The 5344-nt window shown below is 63.9% G+C and carries 5 protein-coding genes; all 5 read right to left on the bottom strand.

The genetic code is table 11. From position 1 onward, the window contains the following. Positions 1-177 precede the first annotated feature (177 nt). The gene (locus HP546_RS25290) at positions 178-2079 is read right to left on the bottom strand and encodes a DEAD/DEAH box helicase (protein WP_172231067.1); all 1902 of its coding nucleotides are present in this window, start codon (positions 2077-2079) and stop codon (positions 178-180) included. 219 nt (positions 2080-2298) lie between these two features. Beyond that, entirely contained in the window at positions 2299-3087 is a 789-nt protein-coding gene (locus HP546_RS25295; protein ID WP_172231070.1) for an ABC transporter substrate-binding protein, read from the bottom strand. Positions 3088-3154: 67 nt separating this feature from the next. Further along, entirely contained in the window at positions 3155-4231 is a 1077-nt protein-coding gene (locus HP546_RS25300; protein WP_172231073.1) for a hypothetical protein, read from the bottom strand. Between the two features lie 93 nt (positions 4232-4324). Beyond that, entirely contained in the window at positions 4325-5170 is an 846-nt protein-coding gene (gene metF, locus HP546_RS25305; RefSeq protein ID WP_172231076.1) for a methylenetetrahydrofolate reductase [NAD(P)H], read from the bottom strand. Positions 5171-5275: 105 nt separating this feature from the next. Then, positions 5276-5344: adenosylhomocysteinase (locus HP546_RS31910; RefSeq protein WP_172231079.1), on the bottom strand; the 69-nt coding region annotated here is incomplete at its 5' end.

The following is a 5344-nucleotide window of genomic DNA, read 5'->3' on the forward strand; positions in this document are numbered from 1 at the left end:
ACCTGAACGACTTCGGCATCAAAGGCCCGGGCGCGACCTCGCAGACCCTGGACCTGGATATCAGTGTTGAAGGCGTGAAGCAGAAGTAACTATTGCTCGGCAATAAAAAACGCCGCCCATTGGGCGGCGTTTTTATTTGCCTTTGCCGAGGATGAGCCGGCAAAGGCTGGCCTGGGTTTAGCCTTTTCGGGTCAACAAGGCCGGGCGCTCGCCACGCGGGCGGCTTGGCAGGTCATCCAGCTGCTCGGGCGTCGGGAAGCGGTCAAGCTTGGATTCCTTGCGGATGATCACGGGCTGTTTTTCGGGCTGGCGCGGGTTGCGCACGGCCGGCTCTTGCCGGGCAGCATCGTCACGCGCCGGGCGGCCACGGCCACCACCGCCATCACGACGGGCGCCGCCGCCGTTATTGGCGCGGGGTGGGCGTTTTTCGCCACCGTTGGAAGCACCACCACTACGCTGTTGGCCGCCACTGCGCGCCTGGCCCTGGCCCCCGGCATTGCTGCGTGGGGCGTTACCCTGGCCCTGACCGGCACCAGCACCTGGGCGGCGATTGCGGCCTTGGCCTTTACCTTGGTACGGGCTCACGTAGTCGGCACGGTTACCGAAGTTATCCACATCGTCGTCCAGGAACGCTTCAGGATCGCGATCGGCTGGCGCTTTCGGCGTACTTGCGCTGCTGGCCTGCTGCTGTTGCTGCTGACGCGGCTTCTTGTCGCGCGGCTTGCGCGGCTGCTGTTGCCGGTCGCCGCTCTTTTCCTTGTCGGCCGGCTTGTCAGCAGCCTGCGGCTTGGCCTTGCCTTTATCCTTGCCTTTGTCCTTGCGGCCGCCGTTGACGTCCTTGCTGCCTTCGCCGCGTGGCTGCTGGTTGCGACCGCCACGGCCGTTGTTTTGCGGGCGTTCACGTACTTCGGGCTTTTCGGCTTCTACCTGGCTGGCATCAAAGCCCATCCAGTCGCCGTCCGGGATACGCTGCTTGGTCACCCGCTCGATGCTCTTGAGCAGTTTTTCTTCGTCCGGCGCGACCATGGAGATGGCCTCGCCCGAACGACCGGCGCGGCCGGTACGGCCGATGCGGTGGACGTAATCTTCCTCCACGTTCGGCAGCTCGAAGTTGACCACGTGCGGCAGCTGGTCGATGTCCAGCCCGCGCGCGGCGATATCGGTGGCTACCAGCACGCGCACGCTGTTGGCCTTGAAGTCGGCCAGTGCCTTGGTGCGGGCGTTCTGGCTCTTGTTACCGTGGATGGCGGCGGCGGTCAGGCCGTGCTTTTCCAGGTACTCGGCCAGGCGATTGGCACCGTGCTTGGTGCGGGTGAACACCAGCACCTGCTCCCAGGCACCCAGGGTAATCAGGTGCGCCAGCAGTGCACGCTTGTGGCTGGCGGGCAGGCGGTAAATGCGCTGCTCGATACGCTCGACAGTGGTGTTTGGAGGGGTGACCTCGATGCGCTCCGGGTTGTGCAGGAGCTTGTCGGCCAGGTCGGTGATGTCCTTGGAGAAGGTCGCCGAGAACAGCAGGTTCTGGCGCTTGGCCGGCAGGCGGGCGAGGACCTTCTTCACGTCATGGATGAAGCCCATGTCGAGCATGCGGTCGGCTTCGTCGAGTACCAGGATTTCCACGTGGGCCAGGTCGACCTTGCCTTGGCCGGCCAGGTCGAGCAAGCGGCCCGGGCAGGCGACCAGCACGTCCACGCCCTTGGCAATGGCCTGGACCTGCGGGTTCATGCCAACCCCGCCGAAGACGCAGGCGCTGACCAGTGGCAGGTCGCGGGCGTAGACCTTGAAGCTGTCATGCACCTGGGCTGCCAGTTCGCGGGTCGGGGTGAGGACCAGTACGCGAGGCTGGCGCGGGCCATGCCGCTGCGACTTGTCGGGGTGGCCGGCCGGGAACAGGCGCTCGAGAATCGGCAGGGCGAAGCCACCGGTTTTACCAGTACCTGTCTGAGCGGCAACCATCAGGTCGCGGCCTTGCAACACGGCGGGAATCGCCCGCTGTTGCACGGGGGTCGGCTGGGTATAGCCCGCAGCCTCGATAGCGCGGACAAGTGCCTCGGAGAGACCGAGGGAAGCAAAGGACATGGGCGATCCTGTTCTCGTGTGGGCTGGGCCCGTAGGGATGTTCTGCCTGGCGCGACGGGCATCGGTGGGATGCGATCGCGTCCGGTCCAGCTGGGCTTTCACTGCACATCCGGGAAACGGAGGGTGGACGCGAAAGTGCGTCAATTGCCGATCGGGATGCCTGTTGCGAGGCCGAGCGTCCGGGCGTGAGCCGGGCGGGAAGGCCCGAGTATAACAGAGCTATCGCGCTGTGCCGCTTTCCTGCTGCTCAACGGCGTTGAGAATGCTTCCGATGTCGCCCGTATAGCGGTTGCTGATCGCCAAGAAGGCCGGTTCCTGCTTGAAACGCCGCAGTTCTTCGGCAAAGGCCAGGGCCAGTGCTTCTCGCCCGGGCTTGCGCACCAGTCCCAGATACTGAGGCTGGCGGCTGATCACCAGCGGCAGTTGTTCGACTTGCTGCTCAAGGCGCAACCGCTGGAGCAGGTAGTGGCCGACCTTGCGGTCGGTGATTGCCAGGTCCACACGCCCCAGTACCAGCTTGCCAAAGTTGGCTTCGTGAGTGGGCGCGGCCTCACGCTTGAAGTGTGGCGCCTCGGTGAAGGCCTTGCCATAGGCGTAGCCGGGGGATGTACCGACGCGAAGACCGGCGAGATCTGCGAGGCTGGTCACGCTATGGCGACGCGAATGTTGCTGGAACAGGACGAACTCCACAATCGACATGGGCTCGGGGGCATAAACCAGGTAAGGCTGGCGTGCCTCGGTCTGGAAGATGTCGAGAATACCATCTGCCAGGCCTTGCTCGACCATTGCCAGGCAGCGCTTCCACGGCAGGAACTGCCATTCCACTTCTACGCCCAGGCGGGCGAAGACCTGGGTGGTGACTTCGTAGTCTATGCCTTGCGGTTGGCCGTCATGTTCATACACATAGGGTGCCCAGTCGTCGCTCACCAGGCGCAAGCGCTCGGCCAGGGCCAACGGGCTCAGGCATATGAGCAGCAGGATCCAGAACAGGCGGGCGACGTGTGGCATGGCCGGAGATTACGCGCTCGGCCTGGGCAAGGCCAGTGCAGACGGTGTCCTTGTGTGCGGGCCCCACTCAACACCGGGAGGCCCGCAACAGATGTGCCTCGATATCCTTGCGCTGTTCGCCCAGCGACAGGCGCAGCCCCGGGTGGCGCAGGCACTGGCGCAGCCGGTCGGGCTCCATGTGGCCATGGCGGGCATTGAGGTTTTCCAGGGCCTTGTCCCACCAGGCCGGCGCGCAGGCACGGTCGAATTCGTTGGGGTAGGGGTAGCAGCCATACAGCAGCTCGCGGGCAAACTGGCGTTCGTGGCGCGGCAGGGTCAGGCTGAGCGCTTTATAGCCCAGGCGCTGCAAGGCCGGTGGTCGCGGCAGCTGGTCGTTGACCAGGGTGACGTCGGCGAGCGCGGCCTGGCTCAGGGGGGCTTCACCGTGCTTGCGCAGCCAGGCCTGGATCTTGGCACGGAATTGCGCCTTGCGGCTCCAGTAGTGGTGGATGACATCGGTGCATTCGGCCACCGCCAGCGTGCGGTAAGCCGCCACAGCCAGGCAGAACTCCTCGAGGGTGTAGGCCTCGCGTGCCAAGGGATGGAACTCGTCCATCATGGCAATGGAGCGGTCCAGAGTGCTGGCATCTTCGGCCGTAAGGCCGATCACTCCGGAGTTGACCAGTGGCATCTGGCAGTCGGCCAGGCCTCGGGATTCGAGGATCGCCAGCAGGTTCCTGTACAGCAGGCACTTCTGGTTGGCGCCATAGCGGGCGCCGATGGCGTTGCACAGCAGTTGGCCTGGCGCTACCCGGGCGAACAGTTGCAGTGGCGATTTGCGGAAGAACGTATCGGTATCGATCAGGACTGCCAGCGGGTGTTGCTGCAATACCTGTCGCAACAGCACATGCTTGCTGCGGAAGTGATAGCCGTGCGGGGCGTTCCATGCCTGGCGCGTGGCCTCGTCCAGCAGGTGGACGGTGACCGGGAGGCTGGCATAGGGCTGCGGGTTATCCGTGTAGACCTGGATATCCATGGCTTCGCCCGCAGCGCTGTCCAGGTGGGCGAGGGCGCTGACGATGCTGAAGCAGGCTTCCTGATGGTAGGTTGCCGGGCCAAAAGCCAGGTAGACGAGCTGTGGCCGCGAAGGCTGGAGATGCTGCATGGCTGGCAAGACCTGTGTAACCGGAAAATGAACAAGGCTTTAGTCTATGACCAAAGCCTTAATCATTTCTTAAGCAGACTTTGCCAAAAAGTTTCAGCGCGGCAGCTTCAGGTTGTTCCAGATCGCCAGGCTCGGTTCGGCCTGGTTCAAGGTGTAGAAGTGCAGGCCAGGTGCGCCGCCTTGCAGCAGCTGCTCGCACATGCGGGTGATCACTTCTTCGCCGAACGCCTGGATGCTGGCGGTGTCGTCGGCATAGGCTTCCAGCTGCTTGCGGATCCAGCGCGGGATCTCGGCGCCACAGGCGTCGGAGAAACGTGCCAGTTTGCTGTAGTTGGTGATCGGCATGATGCCCGGTACCACCGGGATGTCCACGCCCAGTTTCTGTGCGCGCTCGACGAAGTAGAAGTAGCTGTCGGCGTTGAAGAAGTACTGGGTAATGGCGCTGTTGGCACCGGCCTTGACCTTGTGCACGAAGTTGCCCAGGTCAGCCTCGAAATTGCGCGCCTGCGGGTGCATTTCCGGGTAGGCAGCCACTTCCAGGTGGAAGTGATCGGCGGTTTCCTGGCGGATGAACTCGACCAGGTCGCTGGCATAGCGCAGCTCGCCACTGGCCATGCCCATGCCCGACGGCAGGTCGCCACGCAGGGCAACGATGCGCTTGATGCCGGCGGCCTTGTATTCGGCCAGCAGGGCGCGCAGGTCGGCCTTGCTGTCGCCGACGCACGACAGATGCGGCGCGGCAGGCACCTTCACTTCGTTTTCCAGCTGCAGCACGGTGTTCAGCGTGCGGTCGCGGGTCGAACCACCGGCACCGTAGGTGCAGGAGAAGAAGTCCGGGTTGTAGGTGGCCAGCTGGCGGGCGACGCCCATCAGTTTTTCGTGGCCAGCGTCGGTCTTGGTCGGGAAGAACTCAAAGCTGTAGCGGCGTTCTTGTGACATTGATCGTTCCTCGAGCAGCAGGCTTAAGGCGGCAAGCTGCAAGTGAAAGCCAGGCCGGTGTGAGCCGGCCTGGCTTGGGCATCGTTGCTTGGCGTTGCCTGCTGCTTAGTAGCGGTAGGCGTGCGGCTTGAACGGGCCTTCGACGGTCACACCGATGTAGTCGGCTTGCTGCTT

The organism is Pseudomonas sp. CM25 (assembly GCF_013179705.1).
Taxonomy (GTDB): Bacteria; Pseudomonadota; Gammaproteobacteria; order Pseudomonadales; family Pseudomonadaceae; genus Aquipseudomonas.